Consider the following 19,317-nt stretch of genomic DNA (forward strand, 5'->3'; position numbering starts at 1 on the left):
ACATATATTGTTATCAGTTGCGGTTATTTTTTGAATTAATCGAGAAATGATTTGGCAATTAAATTTTGATGGTCTAAAAAAGAAAAACGCTTTCTAATATGCTATGCTAGAAGAAAAGGGTCGGGAGTTGATGTTATGCACGAATATGATTTGACTGCTTTTGAAATCATTGGCCGTTTATCTTTAGCAATTATAATGGGCGGTGCAATTGGATTTGAAAGAGAATACAAAAGTCGTCCTGCGGGCATGAAAACACATATTTTAGTTTGTGTCGGCGCTGCAATAATTGCTTTAATTCAAGATGAAGTTGCCTCTCAGACGGTTGAGTTTGCGCAACAAATGCCTAAATTAGCCAATGTAATGACTGCTGACCAAACTCGTCTTGTCGCGCAAGTGGTTAGTGGTATTGGTTTTTTGGGAGCTGGGACAATAATCATGACTAAGCAAACGGTCAAAGGACTTACAACTGCAGCCTCTGTTTGGGCAGTAGCAGCAATTGGGATTGCTTTAGGCATGGGGTTTTATTTAATTTCATTGACTGGTTTTTGTTCAATTATGATGGCTTTAGCTTTAGTAGCGTATCTTGTTCCATTACCAAAAGTAAGACGATTGCAAGTTGAAATTGAGCATGGGGATGAAACCATCGCCTATATAAAAGAATATTTAACGCAACAAAAAATTATTGTAGATGCTTCTGAACTTAAGATTACGCGTGAAAGTACCAAAGCAAATCGCAAATATTTGATTATGTTTACGTTGACCGTACCAAAAGATATTGACGAAGATTGTTTAGTATATGAACTTTCTGACAACCCGGATATTTTAATGATTCAAATTATTGAATAGTCTAACGAGTTTGTCACTTCCGTGTTTTTCCTTGCTATTTACGTTACGGAACCGCTAAAATATAAGAGGAAGTAGGACTATAGTTTGATTCAAGTACACAAGCGCTGTGTTACACTATAAAAAAGTTGTTGGTTAACTACCTTAGTTACAGCGAAATAGTTTGGAGGAAAGACTGTGAAAATCGGGTTTTTTACAGATACTTATTTCCCGCAAGTCAGCGGGGTCGCAACATCGATTAAAACTTTAAAGACGGAGTTAGAAAAAAAGGGACATGAAGTTTATATTTTCACGACAACAGATCCAAATGCCACCGGTATTGAAGAAGATATTATTCGAATGCCCAGCGTTCCTTTTGTCTCATTTAAAGATCGCCGAATTGTTGTTAGAGGAATGTGGTATGCCTATTTAATTGCCAAAGAGTTGGAATTAGATTTGATTCATACTCATACTGAATTTGGTGCTGGACTATTAGGAAAAATGGTAGGAAAAAAACTAAAAATACCTGTAATCCATACGTATCACACCATGTATGAAGACTATCTACATTATATTGCTAAGGGGAAAGTGGTACGACAATCTCATGTGAAATATTTTTCTCGTTTATTCGCCAATCATACAACAGGAGTCGTGTGCCCAAGTGAACGCGTGATTGACACTTTAAGAGGTTATGGGGTAACTTCGCCAATGCGGGTAATTCCAACTGGGATTGAATTGGAAAAATTTGAGCGACCAGATATAACAACCGCGATGAAAAAAGAATTACGACAAGAATTAGGTATTTCTGATGATGAAATCATGCTGTTGTCTTTAAGTCGAATTTCTTATGAAAAAAATATTCAAGCTATTATTCACGGGCTATCAGCTATTGTTGAAGAGTTAGCTCAAGTTCGTTTAGTAATTGTTGGTAAAGGTCCTTATACTGCTAATTTAAAAGAACTTGTCGACAATCTTTCTTTAAATGATTGGGTTCACTTTGTGGGGGAGGTTCCAAATGATGAGGTAGCACTATATTATCATGCTGCAGATTATTTTGTCAGTGCGTCTACCTCTGAGACACAGGGTCTTACGTATACAGAAGCAATGGCTGCAGGGACACCGTTAGTGGTGGAAGGAAATGATTATTTAAATAATTTGATTGACGATCCTTCTTTTGGTGTAACTTTTGCGTCAGATGATGATTTTGCGACAACTTTAGTTCAATATATTCATACAGGCTTACAGGTAGACCCTAAAAAACTTTCTGCCAAATTATATGAAATTTCAGCGACGCATTTCGGCGAAGCGATGTTAGATTTTTATCACGATATGATTGCTTATTATGCTAATTTATCTTTAGAAAAAGAAACAGAACCTGCTATGAAAAAGATCAAGGTGAAATTATACTCATTTAAACGCACTTCTAATTAATTTATAGACAGAATGCAAGAAAAAATCACAACTTTAGCTTATACTAAAGTTGTGATTTTTTTACGTGTTTCTTACGTAGAGAGGATGGTAAAAATGAAAATTGGTTTTATCGGTATTGGTGTTATGGGACATTCTATGGTGTCACATTTAATGAATGCGGGTAATGAAGCTTATGTTTATAATCGAACAAAAAGTAAGGCAAACAGGATTGTAGAACAAGGCGCTATTTGGAAAGACACGCCGCAAGCTGTTGCAGAAAGTGCGGATGTAGTATTTTCAATCGTGGGCTATCCAAAAGATGTAGAAGAAATTTACTATGGTGAAAATGGAATTTTCTCAGCTGATGTAAAGGGAAAAATTTTAGTTGATATGACGACAAGTACACCTTCTTTGGCAGAAAAAATTGCCAAGACTGCACTTGAAAAAGAAGCACAAGCACTAGATGCTCCAGTTTCTGGTGGTGATTTAGGAGCGAAAAATGCCACGCTGACCATTATGGTAGGCGGTGGGAAGGAAGCTTACGAAAAAGTGTTGCCACTTTTTCAAACGATTGGGAAGACCTATGCACTACATGGTGGTCCTGGTAAAGGACAGCATACTAAGATGGCTAATCAAATTATGATTGCCGGAACAATGACGGGTATGACAGAAATGTTAGTATATGGTGAAGCTGCAGGATTAGATTTAGCAAAAGTTATTGAGACTGTTGGCGGTGGTAGCGCCGCAAATTGGTCGTTATCTAATTATGCGCCACGAATTTTAAAAAAAGACTACACACCTGGTTTTTTTGTGAAACATTTTATTAAAGATTTGAAGATTGCATTAAATGAAGCAGAAAAAATGAAGCTTGATTTGCCAGCAACTAAAGAAGCAACGCGTTTATACGAATTATTAGCTGAAAAGGGTTATGAGAACGATGGTACGCAAGCTTTAATTAAGCTGTGGTGGGGAAACTAAGGTTTTTACAAAAAAATATGATTTTTTTGTAAAAACCAATGCAAGCTGCCAACGCTTTTGATACAATATAACAGAAGTTGAGAAAAAGGAGGCTTTCCCCATGACAAGTTCACAATTAGTTGCCATTATCAGACGGCTAGAAGCGATGACTGAAGCAACCGATAATGAAATTCAAGTCCGCCGTTTTGAAAAAGAGGGCGTTGAAAAATGTACCGTGACTTACGATAAATCAACTGAAACATTTGAATTGACCGAGACAGACACCCAACAACATTATCAATTCGACAATATTGATATCGTGGCGATGGAAATCTATGATTTAATTCAATAATTGGCATAAAAAAACACGAGAGTAATTTACTCTCGTGTTTTTTTATAGCGTTTTATTCACTCAATTCCTTCATCAAGTTCGGAACAGTTGTCATTTCATTAATTTTAAAAACGTTACTGCCAGCAAAAACTAAACCACAATCAGGATTTTTGGTAACGCTGTTTAATAGCATTTCTGTAATGCAGTAGGGAATAGTCTTTCTATCACAATGATCAAATGATAAACAGCTACGACATTTTTCAATTGGAATTTGTTTGGTTTTAATGGTTTCAGTAAATTCATTTTCAATCGCTCGTCCAGGCATACCAACAGGACTTTTAATAATTTTAATATCTTCTTTTCGCGCATTTAAGTAGCGTTCTTTATAAGCTTTTGGAGCATCACATTCTTCTGTTACGACAAATCTTGTCGCCATTTGGACCCCGGCACAACCTAAACTAAGATAATGGTCAATATCAGAACGATCGTAAACACCGCCAGCAAAAAAGACCGGGATTTCACATTTGAACTTTTCACTATATTCTTTTGTGACAGCTACAATCTTTTTTACTTCATTATCCATTTTCTCAATGGCCGTCTCTATACCATCGTATTTAAATCCCAAATGTCCGCCAGCTTCAGGTCCTTCAATCACTAAAAAATCCGCAGTGCGATTGTACCGTTTCGCCCAAGTTCGTAGGAGGACTTTTGCTGCCTTTTCAGAAGAGACAATTGGCGCAATTTTAGTTTTTGAACCAGCTACCAATTCGGGTAAGTGAATTGGTAAACCGGCGCCAGAAATAATGACATCAGCGCCAACTTCAACGCAACGTTTTACATATTTTTCGTATTTAAATGTTGCACACATGATATTAAAACCAACGATACCGTCTTTGGCGATACTTTTTGCTACCTTATATTGTTCTTCAATGGCTTTCATGTTGGCTTTATAAGGGGAACGTTCAAAAAGAGGGTGATTAAATCCAATCTGAGCACAAGAGATAATCCCCATTCCGCCATTTTTTGCTACACTACCTGCTAAGCGAGAGAGGCTAACACCAATCCCCATTCCTCCTTGAATAATTGGAATTTCTAAACTTAGGTCGCCAATTGCAACTGGAGTTAATTTCATATTCTTCTCCTTAATAAAATACTTTGATTTTCAAACTAAATTAAATATTAGCTTCCTAGTAGAACCTTGTCAATCAAATTCTAGAATATAAGGAATAAACTGAGAAATTGTTAATTGTTATTTTAGAAAAGTAAAAAAAATCTAAAAAAGTATTGCAATTTCAAAAAGTATATAATATATTTTGATAGTCAAATGATTTGACAATCAAACTAATTTGGATGGTGAAAGTGTGGATAAAGATCTTGAAACAGTCAATGATTATCTCGTTAGTGTTTTCAATGATATTTTAACAATTGAAGAATCGGAGTTACAAAAATCCCAATTCAACGATTTAAGTATTACGGAAATGCACACGATTGAAGCTATTGGCATGTATAAAAAAAAGACTACTTCAGAAGTGGCAAAAGAACTTTCCATCACTGTGGGAACCTTAACAACAGCCATCAACCGATTAGTTAAAAAGGGATATGTCGAACGGATTCGTAGTGAAGATGATCGACGAGTTGTCAAACTCGGCTTGACAAAAAAAGGGAAATTGTTATTTCGGGTGCACCAATACTTTCATCGCCAAATGATTAAACGCGTTTTAAGTGGCATGGACAGTGATGAAGAAGCGACTTTATTAAAGGCTTTAAAAAATCTACATGATTTTTTACAGGAGTATAAGTGAGTGTGAAGATGAAAAAATATGGGAAAATTACAGCTACGGCTAGTTTTGTTCCGTCACAAATTATCAAAAATAATGACTTAGCAAAAATTATGGACACTTCTGATGAATGGATCAAAAGCCGAACAGGTATTTTAGAACGTCGTATGGTTACAACAGAAGATACCTCTGATTTATGTATTGGTGTTGCTAAAAAACTACTCTCAAAGAGTAATGTTACTGCTAATGAAATAGATTTTATTATTGTGGCAACCATGACGCCTGATTTTGCCACACCCTCTGTAGCATGTATGGTACAAGGGGCGATATGCGCTAATAATGCGTTAGCCTTTGATTTATCGGCGGCATGCTCTGGTTTTGTTTATGCATTATCGGTAGCAGAGAAATTGATCCAAACTACTGCGCAAAAAGGTTTAGTCATTGGTGGCGAAGTCCTTTCTAAAAGCCTCGACTGGCAAGATCGTACAACGGCAGTTTTATTTGGTGATGGAGCTGCAGGGGTTTTACTTGAAGTAAGCGACGTTCCAATGATTAAAAAAGAAAAGTTACAAGCTGATGGTACTAGAGGTGCATCTTTAACTTCTGGCTATGTGAATAATAGTAGTCCTTTTGCGGATCCAAAAGGACAAATTTCTCCTTATTTGCAAATGGAGGGTCGCGAAATATTTGATTTTGCAACACGCGATGTCGTAAGAGCAATTGATAATTTGCTAGAAGAAGACAAAGACAAAATTGATTTTTATCTTTTACATCAAGCGAATTCACGTATTTTAGATAAAGTAGCTAAAAAATTGAAAGTACCACGGGAGCGTTTTTTGCAAAATATGGATAGATATGGTAATACGTCTGGAGCAAGTATTCCACTTCTCTTAGATGAAGTCGTTGCGGCGGGGATTGTTCGTCTAGACGGCACACAAAACTTGGTGTTTTCAGGATTTGGCGGCGGTTTGACTTGGGGTGTCATGCAAGTAACGCTGTAAAACCTGTTTGCAATATAAATAAATGTAAAAATAATTCATTCAATTGGGGGAAATAAACATGGTATTTGAAAAAATTCAAGAAATCGTAGCGGAAGAATTAGGTAAAGAAAAAGACGAAATTCAATTAACAACAAATATTCAAGAAGACTTAGAAGCAGATAGCTTGGATTTATTCCAAATTATTAATGAGATCGAAGATGAATTTGATGTAAAAATTGAAACAGAAGAAGGCATTACAACAGTTGCCGATCTTGTAAAATACGTTGAAGCACAAAAAGCTGAATAATTATTCTTAAGCTGGGCAATAGTCTGGCTTTTCTTATAATGAAAGAAAATTTTTCTTTCATTATAAGAAAAGCTAAGCAAATGAGATAGAAAACTTATTAAAATTCAGAATAAACTGTTTTAAGATGACGACTTGAAATGAAAAGACGGAGGACAATGCATGAAAACAGCTTTTTTATTTAGCGGTCAAGGAGCGCAATATACTGGTATGGGGAAAGAATTATATACGAGTGAAAAAATTGTAGTGGAAACTTTTGACCAAGCTAGTGAAGTATTGGGCTATGATATGGCAGCGTTGTGTTTTGATGAAGCAAATAAAGAGAAATTGAATCAAACAGAATACACACAACCTGCAATTTTGACAGTTAGCGTTGCTTTTTGGCGTTTATTGTCGGCGAAAGGTTTGGTAGCTGATGCAGTTTGCGGTTTGAGCTTAGGAGAATATTCTGCTTTAGTTGCAAGTGGGGCAATTGATTTTGAAACCGCAGTCGCTTTAGTTGCAAAACGTGGTTATTTTATGGCAAATGCAGCGCCTGCTGGAAGTGGAAAAATGGTAGCAGTCATGAATACATCAAGCGAGTTAATTGAACAGTGTTGCCAAAAAGCAAGTGCAGTTGGGATTGTTGCGCCAGCTAATTATAATACACCTCAGCAAATCGTAATTGGCGGAGAGGTTGCGGCTGTTGACAAAGCTTGCGAATTATTAACTGAAGCAGGAGCGAAACGTCTAATTCCTTTAAATGTTAGCGGACCTTTTCATACGGCTTTATTAGAGACAGCAGCTGAAAAACTAGGTGAAGAATTAGCAAAAATTGATTTTTCTACACCAATAATACCGGTCATTAGCAATACAACAGCAAATATAATGCCACAAAATGAAATTAAATCGCTTTTAGAACAACAAGTGATGTCACCTGTTCATTTCTATGAAAGTATAGCTACATTAAAAGAATTAGAGATTACTCAAATGGTAGAAATTGGTCCAGGAAAAGTTTTGAGTGGTTTTATAAAGAAAATAGACAAAACAATTGCAACAACACGCGTGGAAGATAGCAAAACACTTAATGAAACAATTGCATTCTTGGCGAATAAATAATTCGCCTTTTTGGAGGAAGAGATGGAACTTAAAGGGAAAAATGTCTTAATTACGGGTAGTACTAGAGGAATTGGCTGGGGCATTGCGGAGGCTTTTGCTAAAGAAGGGGCCAACATAATTTTAAATGGCCGGCGTCCAGTACCTGCAAAATTAATCGAAACAATTAAAGAAAATGATGTCTCTTGTATGGGCATTGCTGGTGATATCAGCGATTACACAGCAGCTAAAAATTTATTAACGGAAGTTGAAGAGCAGTTTGGAACAATTGATATTTTAATTAATAACGCTGGGATTACCAATGATAAATTATTATTGCGAATGTCAGCAGAAGATTTTGAGAGCGTGATGAAGACGAATTTAAGCGGGACTTTCAATATGACACAGTTGGTCTTGAAAAAAATGCTGAAAAAACGCTGCGGTGCAATTATTAATATGTCTTCTGTTTCTGGTTTAATCGGCAATGTCGGACAAGCCAACTATGCTGCAAGCAAAGCGGGAATGATTGGTTTTACCAAATCTGTTGCTAGAGAAGTTGCACCTAGAGGAATTACCTGCAATGCAATTGCACCAGGATTTATTACTACAGATATGACAGAAATTCTTTCTGATAAAGTTAAAGAACAAGTTACGCAAAATATTCCGATGCAAAAATTTGGTACTGTAGCAGATATTGCTCAAGCAGCAGTATTTCTAGCCAAAAGCCCCTATATCACTGGACAAGTTATTAATGTTGATGGTGGTTTGGTCATGCATGCTTAGACAGAGATATTCATTTGAAAAAACAGGTTTAACAAGGAGGACAATATGAATCGCGTAGTCATTACAGGTTATGGTGTTGCTTCACCAATTGGTAACGATGCTCAAACATTTTTTAATAGTCTAAAAGAAGGTAAAAATGGGATTGGAGAAATCACTCAGTTTGATGCGAGTGAAACGGGTATCACCGTTGCAGCAGAAGTAAAAGATTTTCCATTCGATAAGTATTTTATCAAAAAAGATGCGAAACGCATGGATAAATTTTCTTTGTTTGGTATTTATGCAGCTTTAGAAGCTATGGCAATGTCTGGTTTAGAGACTGAACAAATGGACGTGGATCGCTTCGGTGTGATGGTAAGTTCAGGGATAGGTGGTTTACAAACAATTCAAGATCAAGTTATTCGGATGCATGATAAAGGTGCAAAACGGGTATCACCGATGTTTGTCCCCATGTCAATTGTTAATATGGTAGCAGGAAATATTGCGTTAAAAGTGGGTGCTAAAGGAATTTGTACAAGTACCGTAACTGCCTGTGCTTCTGGAACACATTCGATTGGAGAGGCTTTTCGTAACATTAAACATGGTTACGCCGATGTTATTTTAGCAGGTGGTGCGGAAGCCTCAATTAATGAAATCGGAATTTCTGGGTTTGCTTCTTTAACAGCTTTGACAAATGAAACAGATTGCAATAAAGCTTCTGTTCCTTTTGATGAAAATCGCAGTGGCTTTGTAATGGGCGAAGGTGGCGGTGTGGTTGTTGTTGAATCGTTAGACCATGCACAAGCCCGGGGCGCAAATATTTTAGCAGAAGTTGTGGGTTATGGTGCAAATTGTGATGCATATCATATGACAGCTCCTAACCCAGATGGATCTGGTGCAGGAAAAGCAATGAAACTTGCGATGAAAGAAGCAGGTATTAAACCAAACGAAGTAAATTACATCAATGCGCACGGCACAAGTACTCCTGCTAATGACGTAGCTGAAGCCAAAGCTATTCAATACGGGTTAGGTGAATTCTACAAAGATGTCTATGTGAGCAGTACAAAGTCAATGACAGGACATCTATTAGGTGCTGCTGGTGGTGTAGAAGCGATTGCTTCAATTTTAGCTTTACAACATCAGTTTATTCCACCAACCATTAATATTACCAAACAAGATCCGGCAATTGATTTAAATGTTGTTGTCAATAAAGCGATCAAAGCAGATTTAAAATATGCTATGAGTAACTCATTAGGTTTTGGTGGTCACAATGCGGTGATTTGTCTAAAGCGTTGGGAGGCGTAGTTTAAGTGAATATTAGTGAAATTAAGGACTTATTAACGCAATTTGATCAATCTACATTGACAGAATTTGATTTGAAAGATAATAGTTTTGAATTATATTTTAATAAAAATCACCAAGTACGAGGTCAGAATGTTTCTACAGCCGAAGTTTCTACACAAAAAGTATTGACACCACACCCAGCAAATTTGGGTTGGGACAATGAATCTTTCGATGCTTCAACTATAACGCCAGTATCGCCTTCTGAAGATATGAAAAGTGAAGGTACTGAAATTGTTTCACCGCTAGTAGGTGTATGTTATTTACAGAGTGGTCCAGATCAGCCTGCTTTTAAAAAAGTTGGGGATCGTGTAGAAAAAGGGGAAGTTCTTTGTATTATTGAAGCGATGAAAGTTATGAATGAAATTGTTAGCGACGTTGCTGGCGAAATTGTTCAAATTTTAGTGGAAAATGAACAAGTTGTGGAATTTAATCAACCATTGTTTATTGTGAAAGAAGGTTAATCATGTCTGTGATGACAATTGAAGAAATCAAAGAAATTATTCCCCATCGTTATCCATTCTTATTAATTGATCGGATAGAAGAATTAGAAGCTGGAAAAAAGGTTATTGCGAAGAAAAATGTGACTGTCAATGAACCTTTCTTCCAAGGGCATTTCCCACAAGAACCCGTTATGCCAGGCGTATTAATTATTGAAGCTTTGGCACAAGCAGGAGCAGTTGCATTACTTTCTTTACCAGACTTTAAAGGAAAAATAGCATATTTTGGTGGTATTGATAAAGCGAAGTTTCGTCGTAAAGTCGTACCAGGGGATACAGTAATGTTGGAAGTTGAAATCTTAAAAGTTAAAGCTTCAGCTGGAATCGGCAAAGGTATTGCTTATGTTGATGGAAAAAAAGCTGCAGAAGCAGAATTAACCTTTATGATTGGATAGGTGAATGTATGTTTTCAAAAGTTTTAATTGCAAATCGTGGCGAAATCGCGGTACGTGTCATTCGTGCGTGTCGCGAATTGGGGATTCAAACAGTTGCAGTTTATTCTGAGGCGGATAAAAATGCTTTGCATGCCGAAATGGCCGATGAAGCAATTTGCATTGGCCCTGCGAAGGCCAGTGATTCTTATTTGAATGTGCAACAGATTTTAAGCGCTGCGATTGTTACAAAAGCAGAGGCGATTCATCCAGGTTTTGGATTCTTGTCAGAAAATAGTCGCTTCGCTGCAATGTGTGAAGAGTGCAATATTACATTTATTGGACCTAAGAGTGAAACGATTGATGCGATGGGAAATAAAATTAATGCACGACAACTTATGATAAAAGCAGATGTTCCTGTTATTCCAGGCAGCCAAGGTGCATTGGCTACTGTCAATGAAGCACTAACTTTGGCTGAAGAAATTGGTTATCCAGTAATGCTAAAAGCTGCTGCAGGTGGTGGAGGTAAGGGAATTCGCAAAGTACTATCCCAAGATGAATTGCCACAACACTTTAAATCTGCACAACAAGAAGCAAAAGCAGCTTTTGGCAATGATGCCATGTATTTAGAAAAGATTGTTTATCCTGCTCGTCATATTGAAGTTCAAATTTTAGGGGATAATTATGGTAATATCATTCATTTGGGCGAGCGGGACTGTTCCTTGCAACGTAATAATCAAAAAGTTTTAGAAGAAGCGCCATCAGTTGTAATTTCTGAACAAAAGCGAGCTGAACTAGGAGCGGCAGCAGTGCGGGCAGCAAAAGCTGTGAACTATCGTAACGCGGGTACAATTGAATTTTTAATGGATGAAAGTGGCTCTTTTTATTTCATGGAAATGAATACTCGAATTCAAGTAGAACACCCTATCACTGAAATGATCACAGGTATTGACCTTGTAAAAAAACAACTGGAAATTGCTGTCGGTGAAGAGATAACTTTAAAACAAAATGATATAAAAATCAGTGGGCATGCCATTGAATGTCGAATTAACGCAGAAAATCCGGCTTTTAATTTCGCTCCTGCACCAGGTACAATCCATAATTTATTTTTACCAAGTGGAGGATTAGGGCTACGCGTTGAAAGCGGGATGTATTCAGGCTATACAATTCCGCCATATTATGATTCTATGATTGCAAAAGTTATTGTTCACGGCCAGACACGTTTTGAAGCATTAATGAAAATGCAACGGGCACTAGGTGAGTTGGTCACAGATGGTGTGACAACTAATTCTGAATTTCAAATGGATTTAATTTCACATCCTAATGTAATTGCCGGTGATTACGATACTGCCTTTTTACAAACTGTCTTTTTACCGGATTGGACACCTGAGGCTTAGGAGGGATTTATTTGGCTTTATTCAAAAAGAAAAAATACATTCGGATTAATCCCAACCGCACACAGGCACCAAGTCAAAAACCACAAGTTCCAGATAATTTGTGGGCTAAGTGTCCGAACTGTAAACACATGCTTTATACAAAAGATATTGGCGCAGAAAAAATTTGTCCTTATTGTGGTTATAATTTTAGAATTAGTGCGTGGGAAAGAATTGCTATTACCATTGATGAAAAAAGTTTTGATGAATGGGACACTGATATATTTACTAATGACCCACTAAATTTTCCCCGTTATAAGGAAAAGATCAAGCAAACACAAGAAAAAACTGGACTACACGAAGCAGTATTGACCGGTGAAGCAACAATTAACAAGCTACCTTTCGCTTTGGGAATTATGGATCCGCATTTTATTATGGGAAGTATGGGGAGCATAGTTGGTGAAAAAATTACCCGTCTATTTGAAAAAGCACTTCAGAAAAATTTGCCCGTAGTGATTTTCACAGCTTCTGGAGGAGCTAGAATGCAAGAAGGTATTTTTTCATTAATGCAAATGGCAAAAATCTCTGCAGCGGTAAAACGCCATAGTAATGCTGGTTTATTTTACTTAACCGTCTTAACTGATCCCACAACTGGTGGTGTCACGGCAAGTTTTGCCATGCAAGGAGATATTATCCTGGCAGAACCACAAAGTCTAATTGGTTTTGCCGGGCGCCGGGTGATTGAACAGACGATTAAACAAGAATTGCCAGAAAATTTCCAAAAAGCAGAATTTTTGTTAGAACATGGGTTTGTTGATCAAATTGTGCCGCGCACCGAGTTAAAAGTTAAAATAGAACATTTGCTACAATTACACACGACAGAAGGGTGGCTGGCAAAATGACCGCGGCTCACGAAATTGTGCAGTTGGCGCGGGGAAAAGAGCGGCTGACTGCTTTGGAATTTTTTGATTTGATTTTTGACGACTATGAAGGATTTCACGGAGATCGATTATTTGCTGATGATGAAGCGGTCGTTGGTGGCATTGCGACATTGGATAAGAAACCAGTTACGGTCATTGGAATCCAAAAAGGACGAGATTTACAAGAAAATTTAAAAACGAATTTCGGTTCACCCCATCCTGAAGGTTACCGGAAGGCGTTACGATTAATGAGACAGGCGGAAAAATTTAGACGTCCTGTAATTACATTTATTAATACTGCTGGTGCATATTGCGGCATTGGGGCTGAAGAAAGAGGCGAAGGTGAAGCAATTGCCAAAAACCTAATGGAAATGTCTGATCTGCAGGTTCCAATTATTGCAATTATCATCGGTGAAGGTGGTAGTGGTGGTGCTTTAGCATTGGCTGTCGGTGATGAAGTGTGGATGATGGAACATTCCATTTATGCTATTTTGTCTCCTGAAGGTTTTGCTTCTATCTTGTGGAAAGATGGTAGTCGTGCTCACGAAGCAGCTGGATTAATGAAAATTACAGCACAAGAATTATATGACTTAAAAGTAATTGAAAAAGTAATTCCTGAAACAAAAGATGGAAAAATGCTGTCACATGAAGTTATTATTCAATATATGCAAAAAGAAATTGCTGAAAAATTAGCACTATTATCAAAAAAAGATACGACAACTTTACTAACAGAACGTTATGAGCGTTTCCGTAAATTCTAATAAGAACTTATCATTCGTTACAACAATGAATGATAAGTTTTTTTGTGGTAAAAATAAAGATGATTTTTGTTATATAAAAAATATGATAGAATCAAAAAAGTATTAAGCTAGTAAGAGGGGAAGAATATGAAAGAAATTATTGCAGCCATAACAGCATATCAGCCGATTACACCGCAAGAAGTTACCGATAAAAAACTATTTTTAGAGAAAATTCAATATCAAAAAAATTTATTGACGCGAGAAAATAAAGAGTACCATTTTTCATCTTCTGCTTGGGTTGTCAACCCTAATTATACTAAGACGTTAATGGTTTTTCATAATATTTATCAATCTTATGCTTGGACGGGTGGACATGCAGATGGCATGGATAATTTGTTGCAAGTTGCGAAAAAAGAATTGGTGGAAGAAACGGGAATTACAAACTATCATGAAGTTACCAAAACGTTATTTTCTTTTGATATTTTACCTGTACCAGCGCATTATAAGAATGGAGAATTTGTCAAAGCACACTACCATATCAATACTACCTATCTTTTTGAGGCACCGGAAAATCAAAACCTGCAAATTAAACCTGATGAAAATAGCGATGTCAGGTGGATTAACGCTGCTAGTTTAGAGCAAGAAGTTGCAGAAATTGCGATGCAACCATATTATCGTAAATTAATGAATAAGGCACAAAAGTTTAAAAACTAACTTCGCTTTACTCAGAAAAATAAGGTTAGTCAATTTATTTTTTGAAATTTTGGTAAATTAAAAATCATGGATACTCTTGTCATAAAAAGGATTTAGAACAAAAATTTGTTCTAAATCCTTTTTTGTATAAAAAATGTATATCTGAGATTGGATAATCTCAGTGATGCAATTTCTTTAAAAAATATTAGACACAAATAAAAGCTTGATAAAGTAATATATGTATCTTTAGTGAAAAGATTCAGAAAAAGCGTGCATTTAAAAAGACCTTGTGCTAGTATGTATATATTATCACCATATTAGTTTAAAATGAATATATATTTAAAAGGAGCGATTGGATGAAAAAAATTTTGACAAGTTTAGCGATTGTGGGGGCCTGTTTTTTGTTAACAGCCTGTGGTAGTAAAAAAGAAGAAGACAAATTAGCCGGAATTAAAGCAAGTGGCGTATTGAAAGTGGGGACTTCAGCTGAGTTTGCGCCATTTGAATTTCATACATTAGTTGCTGGCGAAGATAAAATTGTGGGAGCGGATATAGATTTAGCACAAGCGATTGCTGATAAATTAGGTGTGAAATTAAAAATTGAAGATATGGAATTCAATGCTGTTTTAGCTACCTTAAAAGAAGGAAAAGTTGATTTAGGTATTGCGGGCATCTCTGCCACGCCTACGCGCCAAAAATCCTTTGATTTTTCGACTAATTATTACAATCCTCCTCAAAAAGTTGTTATTAATAAAAAAAATGCAGCAAACTATAATTCTATTGCTAGTTTAAAAGGTAAAAAAATTGGCGCACAAAAAGGTTCTATTCAAGAAGACGTTGTAAAAAATCAAATGAAAGATCCGCAAATTGTTTCTGTAGCGAAAGTTCCCAATTTGATTTTAGAAGTAAAACAAGGTTCTATTGATGCATTAGTTGTTGAAGAAACTGTGGGCGCTTCTTATATTGCCCAAAATCCAGAATTACAGTTTGCAACGATTGATCTAAAATCTAGTGATGATGAGGCTTATGCGATTGCGATGCAAAAAGGCAGTCAAAACTTAAAAAAAGAAATTAATAAAATTATTCAAGAATTAATGGATTCTGGAGAAATAGAAAAATACGTCAAAGAAAATACTGCTATCGCAAATAAAACAACCAAAAAATAAAAATGGAGAGTAAAAATGGATTTTTCTTTTTTAGCTGAATATTATCCATATTTCTTATATGGAACTGTTATCACTTTGATTATTTCTGTGGTAACCATCATTATTGGAACTTTAATTGGAATTTTAATGGCATTAGCCAAACTTAGCTCCGTTACGCCATTGAAATGGTTGGCAAATATTTATATTGAAATATTTCGCTGTACGCCAATGTTAATTCAAATTATGATTGGGTTTGTCTTGTTACAAGGAACTTTTTCTGCTCCAACAATTGCTATTGGTATTTTAAAATTGGATTTTACCCGTTTGATTCCGGGCATTATCGTCATTTCTTTAAATTCGGGAGCTTATGTCGCTGAAATTGTGCGTGGAGGCATTCAATCGGTTGACATTGGTCAAAGTGAGGCGGCTAGCTCGCTAGGGTTAAAACCAATGCAGGCAATGCGTTATGTTATCTTTCCTCAAGCATTGCGTAATATTTTACCGCCAATGGGCAATGAGTTTATTATTTTGATGAAAGATTCATCATTACTTTCTACAATTGGTATTTATGAGTTGATGAATACCGCTCAAATTGTTATTACAAATTCTTATATTCCGCTGGAACCGTATTTTGTAGCAGCTGCTATTTATTTTGTTATAACTTTTTCAACGGGGCGACTTTTAGCTTGGTGGGAACAAAAAATGGGGATGGGCTATAGTCGTTAAGTGGATTTTAAAAGAGGGGTAATATGTCTGTTTTAATCGATGTGAAAGACTTGCACAAGTCTTTCAAAAATAATGCAGTTTTAAAAGGAATCGATACACAAATTCAAAAAGGGGAAGTAGTAGTGATTATTGGACCATCAGGTTCAGGAAAGAGTACTTTTTTACGCTGTTTGAATTTGTTAGAAACACCTACAAAAGGTAATATTTTTTTTGAAAATCAAAATATTACTGACCCAAAAAACGATTTGTATCAAATGCGAGAAAGAATGGGGATGGTTTTTCAAAATTTCAATTTATTCCCTAATATGAAGGTTTTGGACAATATTACATTAGCGCCGCGTAAGGTCAAAAATATGTCCAGTGCTGAAGCCGAAGTAATTGCACAAGAGTTATTAAAAAAAGTGGGCTTGGCTGATAAAGCGGCAGCTTATCCTCAGTCATTATCAGGTGGGCAAAAGCAACGGATAGCTATTGCTAGAGCGTTAGCTATGCAACCAGAAGTTATGCTTTTTGATGAACCAACCTCTGCTTTAGATCCTGAAATGGTTGGTGAGGTCTTGCAAGTAATGCAAGATTTAGCAAAAGAAGGGATGACCATGGTGATTGTAACCCATGAAATGGGCTTCGCTAAAGAAGTAGGTAACCGCGTATTATTTATGGATGAGGGGATTATTAGAGAAGAAGGGACACCTGCAGCGATTTTTGACAATCCAAAAAATGAACGGACAGTTAGTTTCTTATCAAAAGTTTTATCTTAATAAAAACAAGGTAACATCTAAAGTAAATTGCTAAAAGCAGCAGGTAATTTACTTTAGAGTTACCTTGTTTTGTGTTTTAAGGTTGTTCGTCAGTTTTTGTAGCTAATTCAAAAGGCGAACCGATATAGATATAGCGTGTCGTAACAATACCGTCAGGGTCAGTAGAACAAATTTCTTGCTTAAATGGAAAACAAATCCGTTGTCCTAATTTTGTTTCATCACTTGTTGCGATAATTTGAAAATTAGGTGCAGTTGGTAACGCTTCTGCCACTTTTTCAATAATCATTTCATCGCTCATATCTTGTGTCTTAACAATTCGTTTGTAATCTTCCAAAAATGCTACTTGATTTCCAAAGATTTCCATAATAATAAACTCCTTTATGAAATTAAATTAAGAAAAGCAGTAGTTAAGATAAAATATCGCTTTCACCAATTTTAGCATAAGTTTGGTTTTTTGACCGCGTTAAGGTTCACGCTACAAAACAAGTTCATTTCAATATTGATTTATACGAAATTCAACCGAGTATCCCACATGTAATAGTATGTGTTGTTATTTGTTTCTTGTAGATTTGGTGTGTAAATACGTCAATGGAAAGCCTATTTTAAGATTAGATGGGAAATAGTGTTCGCAATATACAACCTAGAATAATAGATGCGTGGTCTGAAATAATATTATTGCGCCAAAGCCATTAAAAAAAGCGCTAGAAAAGTTGTAAACACTTTGATGATTTTTTCTTTTTATATTTAATTTGTAAACTAATCCTTTTTTCTAGAAAATAAAGTAGGTAAAAAATCTAACAGAGACTAAAAACAAGAAATTCCGTGGCATTTTCGTGGCAAAAAAATAAAAAAAGCTCTACAAATCCTGTTTTAATAAGGTTTGTAGAGCCGTAATTGAAGCGGGTGACGAGAATCGAACTCGCGACGGAAGCTTGGGAAGCTTCTGTGTTAGTAGCAATCCTCATAAAACCTTGCTCTATCGGTGTTTTCACAATGCTAAAGCTGATTAGTTTAGATAATAGTTTAGGTTCATGAAAATAAAAAAGTGGGGCACATATGAAAGGACTGAAACTAAATCCTTTTTAAAGATGCAGAGTCGGTTATGGCATCTCAAAAAACTAATAATTCCAGTAATAATAAGTATCATTTCGGAAAAAGATTCGGAACTGTATTTATATTTACAAGGTATTGTTAAAAGAGGTGCAAACTAATTTTTAGTCATTTTATGGCATGACTTTACTTAACTCTAGTGCTGATAGGATTTAATAAAAAAATATTTGGTACCATTTCTTATTTAAAAGTAATGGTACCAAGTATCATAGAACCATTATTATTTTTTTCCATTTCTTCCAATTTAAAATCAACCATTTATCATGGCTATTTTTTTCAACCTGGCCATTCAGTGTATAAAGCAGAAACTAACGAATTTCCACTAGTTTTACCTGTTGCAAGATAGGTTTGTACTGCATCAATATTGGATCCTTTAAAGATATAACTTAATGTTCCTTTCATACGAACTTGAATATACTTTTTATTTGTTGATATCGTTGTCCAAGAACGTATTCCTGACCATGATGACAATGTAATACCACTCTTATAAGAGCCCCCAAGTAGGCTGAGCTGATTTACTTTTGAACTACTTATTTTTGCAGAGAAGTCTTGATTAATGTGACCCCAACCAATAGCTGGGATTGCACAATTAACTTTTGCTACATAGGTACTTCCATCTTTTGCAATATCCATTGGTTGTATCAATCCACTTGAGTTTTCTTCCTTAGAAAGTTCTATGGTCGTCGAATCTACCTGTTGTTTCAATGATTTGATTACTGCTTGTTTTTCATTCTCCAGTTCGTTTTTAGTAACTATTTTGGTTTGATTAATATCGAATTTTAGACTATCAAAAATTACTACGTTTCCCTTTTCTAAAGAATACGTGTTTAATGTTTCTTGAATCTCTTGCTGAGCAGCCAAAATATCTTCTGCCGTATAATTAACAGCATTCAATTCAGCAGCACTAGCATTTCTAACGGATCCTAAAGAGAATGTTAACCCAATTAGACACATTATTGAAACGATAAAATTCTTTTTCATATCTTATTAACTTCCTTTCTTTGATTTGAATTTGAGAGGCAAGAAATCAAAAATTAAAAAAAGTATGATATAGCTGGTAAGAATTGATAATATGAATCGTCCTAAATCAATATCAAATGAATTAAATAAACTATCTCCTTTTAATATTTTTCTGACAGTTACAAATTTGAATGGGAATCCTAGTGTTGTACTTGTTGAAAGATAATGGAAATTAAACTTTTGAAAATATGGAATTAAAACGTTC

Annotated in this window: 22 protein-coding genes; 19 read left to right on the forward strand and 3 right to left on the reverse strand. The window is 35.8% G+C overall.

Translation table 11 applies throughout. The annotated features are described in order from the left end of the window. Nucleotides 1-135: 135 nt before the first annotated feature. From EsVE80_RS05625 to EsVE80_RS05640, 4 genes are all read left to right on the forward strand, one after another. Nucleotides 136-846: an MgtC/SapB family protein gene (locus EsVE80_RS05625; protein WP_173102836.1), complete on the forward strand. Its 711-nt coding sequence runs from the start codon at nucleotides 136-138 to the stop codon at nucleotides 844-846. Between the two features lie 174 nt (nucleotides 847-1,020). Continuing rightward, nucleotides 1,021-2,253, forward strand: coding sequence for a glycosyltransferase family 4 protein (locus tag EsVE80_RS05630; protein WP_173102837.1), 1,233 nt, complete (start codon nucleotides 1,021-1,023; stop codon nucleotides 2,251-2,253). Nucleotides 2,254-2,346: 93 nt separating this feature from the next. Continuing rightward, nucleotides 2,347-3,210 carry an NAD(P)-dependent oxidoreductase gene (locus EsVE80_RS05635; RefSeq protein WP_173102838.1) on the forward strand — a complete coding sequence of 288 codons (864 nt, stop codon included), beginning with the start codon at nucleotides 2,347-2,349 and terminating at the stop codon, nucleotides 3,208-3,210. 100 nt (nucleotides 3,211-3,310) lie between these two features. Continuing rightward, nucleotides 3,311-3,541: a YkuJ family protein gene (locus tag EsVE80_RS05640; RefSeq protein ID WP_071864753.1), complete on the forward strand. Its 231-nt coding sequence runs from the start codon at nucleotides 3,311-3,313 to the stop codon at nucleotides 3,539-3,541. A gap of 52 nt (nucleotides 3,542-3,593) precedes the next feature. Here EsVE80_RS05640 and EsVE80_RS05645 read toward each other — a convergent pair whose 3' ends face one another. Beyond that, nucleotides 3,594-4,652 (reverse strand): NAD(P)H-dependent flavin oxidoreductase, encoded by a 1,059-nt coding sequence (locus tag EsVE80_RS05645; protein ID WP_173102839.1) that lies wholly within the window; start codon nucleotides 4,650-4,652, stop codon nucleotides 3,594-3,596. A 229-nt stretch (nucleotides 4,653-4,881) separates the two neighbouring features. Between EsVE80_RS05645 and fabT the strand changes: the two genes are divergently transcribed. The 15 genes from fabT (at nucleotide 4,882) to EsVE80_RS05720 (ending at nucleotide 16,982) form a co-directional block, all read left to right on the forward strand. After that, nucleotides 4,882-5,322: a fatty acid biosynthesis transcriptional regulator FabT gene (gene fabT, locus EsVE80_RS05650; protein ID WP_173102840.1), complete on the forward strand. Its 441-nt coding sequence runs from the start codon at nucleotides 4,882-4,884 to the stop codon at nucleotides 5,320-5,322. A gap of 8 nt (nucleotides 5,323-5,330) precedes the next feature. Then, complete coding sequence (locus tag EsVE80_RS05655) at nucleotides 5,331-6,299, forward strand: beta-ketoacyl-ACP synthase III (protein ID WP_173104131.1); 969 nt, start codon at nucleotides 5,331-5,333, stop codon at nucleotides 6,297-6,299. Nucleotides 6,300-6,357: 58 nt separating this feature from the next. Next, nucleotides 6,358-6,585, forward strand: a complete 228-nt coding sequence (locus tag EsVE80_RS05660) for an acyl carrier protein (protein ID WP_016172185.1) — start codon at nucleotides 6,358-6,360, stop codon at nucleotides 6,583-6,585. Nucleotides 6,586-6,744: 159 nt separating this feature from the next. After that, nucleotides 6,745-7,680: an ACP S-malonyltransferase gene (gene fabD, locus EsVE80_RS05665; protein WP_173102841.1), complete on the forward strand. Its 936-nt coding sequence runs from the start codon at nucleotides 6,745-6,747 to the stop codon at nucleotides 7,678-7,680. 21 nt (nucleotides 7,681-7,701) lie between these two features. Further along, on the forward strand, nucleotides 7,702-8,439 hold the full coding sequence (fabG, locus tag EsVE80_RS05670; RefSeq protein WP_173102842.1) for a 3-oxoacyl-[acyl-carrier-protein] reductase: 738 nt from the start codon (nucleotides 7,702-7,704) through the stop codon (nucleotides 8,437-8,439). A gap of 45 nt (nucleotides 8,440-8,484) precedes the next feature. Next, entirely contained in the window at nucleotides 8,485-9,720 is a 1,236-nt protein-coding gene (fabF, locus tag EsVE80_RS05675) for a beta-ketoacyl-ACP synthase II (RefSeq protein WP_173102843.1), read from the forward strand. Nucleotides 9,721-9,725: 5 nt separating this feature from the next. Next, nucleotides 9,726-10,220: an acetyl-CoA carboxylase biotin carboxyl carrier protein gene (gene accB, locus EsVE80_RS05680; RefSeq protein ID WP_173102844.1), complete on the forward strand. Its 495-nt coding sequence runs from the start codon at nucleotides 9,726-9,728 to the stop codon at nucleotides 10,218-10,220. A gap of 2 nt (nucleotides 10,221-10,222) precedes the next feature. Then, nucleotides 10,223-10,651, forward strand: coding sequence for a 3-hydroxyacyl-ACP dehydratase FabZ (gene fabZ / locus EsVE80_RS05685; protein ID WP_173102845.1), 429 nt, complete (start codon nucleotides 10,223-10,225; stop codon nucleotides 10,649-10,651). An 8-nt stretch (nucleotides 10,652-10,659) separates the two neighbouring features. Beyond that, complete coding sequence (locus tag EsVE80_RS05690) at nucleotides 10,660-12,024, forward strand: acetyl-CoA carboxylase biotin carboxylase subunit (protein WP_173102846.1); 1,365 nt, start codon at nucleotides 10,660-10,662, stop codon at nucleotides 12,022-12,024. A gap of 11 nt (nucleotides 12,025-12,035) precedes the next feature. Then, complete coding sequence (accD, locus tag EsVE80_RS05695; protein WP_173102847.1) at nucleotides 12,036-12,902, forward strand: acetyl-CoA carboxylase, carboxyltransferase subunit beta; 867 nt, start codon at nucleotides 12,036-12,038, stop codon at nucleotides 12,900-12,902. Further along, complete coding sequence (locus EsVE80_RS05700) at nucleotides 12,899-13,681, forward strand: acetyl-CoA carboxylase carboxyl transferase subunit alpha (protein ID WP_173102848.1); 783 nt, start codon at nucleotides 12,899-12,901, stop codon at nucleotides 13,679-13,681. The genes accD and EsVE80_RS05700 overlap by 4 nt, the downstream gene beginning before the upstream one ends. Nucleotides 13,682-13,807: 126 nt before the next feature. Next, nucleotides 13,808-14,374, forward strand: a complete 567-nt coding sequence (locus tag EsVE80_RS05705; RefSeq protein ID WP_173102849.1) for an NUDIX hydrolase — start codon at nucleotides 13,808-13,810, stop codon at nucleotides 14,372-14,374. A 335-nt stretch (nucleotides 14,375-14,709) separates the two neighbouring features. After that, nucleotides 14,710-15,519 carry a transporter substrate-binding domain-containing protein gene (locus EsVE80_RS05710; protein WP_173102850.1) on the forward strand — a complete coding sequence of 270 codons (810 nt, stop codon included), beginning with the start codon at nucleotides 14,710-14,712 and terminating at the stop codon, nucleotides 15,517-15,519. 15 nt (nucleotides 15,520-15,534) lie between these two features. Further along, nucleotides 15,535-16,224 (forward strand): amino acid ABC transporter permease, encoded by a 690-nt coding sequence (locus tag EsVE80_RS05715; RefSeq protein ID WP_173102851.1) that lies wholly within the window; start codon nucleotides 15,535-15,537, stop codon nucleotides 16,222-16,224. A gap of 23 nt (nucleotides 16,225-16,247) precedes the next feature. After that, nucleotides 16,248-16,982, forward strand: a complete 735-nt coding sequence (locus EsVE80_RS05720; protein ID WP_173102852.1) for an amino acid ABC transporter ATP-binding protein — start codon at nucleotides 16,248-16,250, stop codon at nucleotides 16,980-16,982. Between the two features lie 76 nt (nucleotides 16,983-17,058). Here the strand turns inward: EsVE80_RS05720 and EsVE80_RS05725 are convergent, their stop codons facing one another. Together EsVE80_RS05725 and EsVE80_RS05730 are read right to left on the reverse strand one after the other, a co-directional pair. Beyond that, nucleotides 17,059-17,346, reverse strand: a complete 288-nt coding sequence (locus tag EsVE80_RS05725; protein WP_173102853.1) for a hypothetical protein — start codon at nucleotides 17,344-17,346, stop codon at nucleotides 17,059-17,061. Nucleotides 17,347-18,368: 1,022 nt separating this feature from the next. Further along, entirely contained in the window at nucleotides 18,369-19,073 is a 705-nt protein-coding gene (locus tag EsVE80_RS05730; RefSeq protein ID WP_173102854.1) for a hypothetical protein, read from the reverse strand. Nucleotides 19,074-19,317: the final 244 nt, after the last annotated feature.

The organism is Enterococcus saigonensis (assembly GCF_011397115.1).
Classification (GTDB): domain Bacteria; phylum Bacillota; class Bacilli; order Lactobacillales; family Enterococcaceae; genus Enterococcus_C; species Enterococcus_C saigonensis.

Coding starts and splice junctions, on each gene's coding strand:
- EsVE80_RS05625 (WP_173102836.1), top strand. CDS start 136: ATGCACGAATATGATTTGACTGCTTTTGAAATCATTGGCCGTTTATCT.
- EsVE80_RS05635 (WP_173102838.1), top strand. CDS start 2,347: ATGAAAATTGGTTTTATCGGTATTGGTGTTATGGGACATTCTATGGTG.
- EsVE80_RS05640 (WP_071864753.1), top strand. CDS start 3,311: ATGACAAGTTCACAATTAGTTGCCATTATCAGACGGCTAGAAGCGATG.
- EsVE80_RS05645 (WP_173102839.1), bottom strand. CDS start 4,652: ATGAAATTAACTCCAGTTGCAATTGGCGACCTAAGTTTAGAAATTCCA.
- EsVE80_RS05655 (WP_173104131.1), top strand. CDS start 5,331: ATGAAAAAATATGGGAAAATTACAGCTACGGCTAGTTTTGTTCCGTCA.
- EsVE80_RS05660 (WP_016172185.1), top strand. CDS start 6,358: ATGGTATTTGAAAAAATTCAAGAAATCGTAGCGGAAGAATTAGGTAAA.
- fabD (WP_173102841.1), top strand. CDS start 6,745: ATGAAAACAGCTTTTTTATTTAGCGGTCAAGGAGCGCAATATACTGGT.
- fabG (WP_173102842.1), top strand. CDS start 7,702: ATGGAACTTAAAGGGAAAAATGTCTTAATTACGGGTAGTACTAGAGGA.
- fabF (WP_173102843.1), top strand. CDS start 8,485: ATGAATCGCGTAGTCATTACAGGTTATGGTGTTGCTTCACCAATTGGT.
- fabZ (WP_173102845.1), top strand. CDS start 10,223: ATGTCTGTGATGACAATTGAAGAAATCAAAGAAATTATTCCCCATCGT.
- EsVE80_RS05690 (WP_173102846.1), top strand. CDS start 10,660: ATGTTTTCAAAAGTTTTAATTGCAAATCGTGGCGAAATCGCGGTACGT.
- EsVE80_RS05700 (WP_173102848.1), top strand. CDS start 12,899: ATGACCGCGGCTCACGAAATTGTGCAGTTGGCGCGGGGAAAAGAGCGG.
- EsVE80_RS05705 (WP_173102849.1), top strand. CDS start 13,808: ATGAAAGAAATTATTGCAGCCATAACAGCATATCAGCCGATTACACCG.
- EsVE80_RS05710 (WP_173102850.1), top strand. CDS start 14,710: ATGAAAAAAATTTTGACAAGTTTAGCGATTGTGGGGGCCTGTTTTTTG.
- EsVE80_RS05715 (WP_173102851.1), top strand. CDS start 15,535: ATGGATTTTTCTTTTTTAGCTGAATATTATCCATATTTCTTATATGGA.
- EsVE80_RS05720 (WP_173102852.1), top strand. CDS start 16,248: ATGTCTGTTTTAATCGATGTGAAAGACTTGCACAAGTCTTTCAAAAAT.
- EsVE80_RS05725 (WP_173102853.1), bottom strand. CDS start 17,346: ATGGAAATCTTTGGAAATCAAGTAGCATTTTTGGAAGATTACAAACGA.
- EsVE80_RS05730 (WP_173102854.1), bottom strand. CDS start 19,073: ATGAAAAAGAATTTTATCGTTTCAATAATGTGTCTAATTGGGTTAACA.